This window comes from Arthrobacter sp. ok909 (genome assembly GCF_900104405.1).
GTDB classification, from domain to species: Bacteria; Actinomycetota; Actinomycetes; order Actinomycetales; family Micrococcaceae; genus Arthrobacter; species Arthrobacter humicola.
This window is the reverse complement of the sequence record NZ_FNJS01000079.1, coordinates 1-1,019: the sequence shown is the minus strand read 5'-3', so window position 1 is coordinate 1,019 and position 1,019 is coordinate 1. Positions and strand designations below refer to the sequence as shown.

Below are 1,019 nucleotides of genomic sequence, written 5' to 3'. Positions count from 1 at the left end.
GGCTGCGGGCCATGCCCGGCAGCTTCGGTGCAGCGAACAGCACCAATGCCAGAACGATGATGATGATGAGATGCCAGCCTTCAAGCCTCATGTCAGGAGGTCCTTTCGTTGAGATAGATTCAATGTCGTACCGACTCCCGGGCCCGGAGAGTCACCCCGTGAAGTGCCGGGATCTTCCCATGATTCGGACGGTCCGCCGCCTGGCGTCGGAAAAGATCAGGCTGATCGCGTAGAACGGGACGGAGATCAGAGCCGTCAGGGCTCGAAGATCGTGCCGGCGTCTTTCGTGGTGCGCATGACCGCGCCAGTCAGTTCGTTGGCGCTGCCCGTGTCTTACGCGAGCTCGCGTTCCATGGTGACTCCGTAGGGGACGTCTGCGCTCAGGGCCACCGTGAACGTGGTCGGCCCATGGCGTGTCACGAGAATCCCATGAGCGCCTTCCTTGAGAGCCTGCTGCCGGGCTAAATGCTCGGCAGCGTCGAGGCGTTCGCCGATCAACCTGGGCGCGTCGGCCGTGACGTGATACGTAGGCCCTGAGGCAGCAATGATGGCGCCCGCCGTCGACACGGGCATCGCCTTGGCGCCCGGCGATCGATCACATGCAATTAGATTCATAGAAATACCCCTTTGTATTTTGGCTGGTGTCATCCGAAACGGGCATCCGATTCAGTCGTCAGACGTCTAATAACAAGGGTAGGGTAGGTCTCTGTCCCCGTCAAACCGTCGATGGGTCCGCCCGAACCGGAGCCTTCTGATTCGGAGGCCCAAGGTGGGAGCGATAGTTTCCTGACGGGTGCGTGCCGGTCGGACCTGCCTCAGACACCCAGGCAGGGGCGGCCGGCGGGGATCCTTGGTTGGTGGTGAATGCAGCAGTTGGCGCACCCGCCTTATCTGCGGCCTCTGCGTAGGGCTGCCGGCGTAATTGGTCAGAACTTCTGGTCCTCCAGGGGACCGAAGCCCTTGCCGCGGAGGCCGGTGGAAAATGCACGGAACCAGTCGGCGAGGCCGCGGACGTCGCC

Annotated in this window: 2 protein-coding genes; both read right to left on the bottom strand. The window is 62.4% G+C overall.

Features of this window, described 5'->3' with window-relative positions; genetic code table 11:
- On the bottom strand, window positions 1-91 hold a 91-nt coding region (locus BLR03_RS23825; protein ID WP_175460691.1), incomplete at its 3' end, for a twin-arginine translocase TatA/TatE family subunit.
- Between the two features lie 242 nt (window positions 92-333).
- Entirely contained in the window at window positions 334-615 is a 282-nt protein-coding gene (locus BLR03_RS23820) for a hypothetical protein (protein ID WP_139184671.1), read from the bottom strand.
- Window positions 616-1,019 lie beyond the last annotated feature (404 nt).

Coding starts and splice junctions, on each gene's coding strand:
- BLR03_RS23820 (WP_139184671.1), bottom strand. CDS start 615: ATGAATCTAATTGCATGTGATCGATCGCCGGGCGCCAAGGCGATGCCC.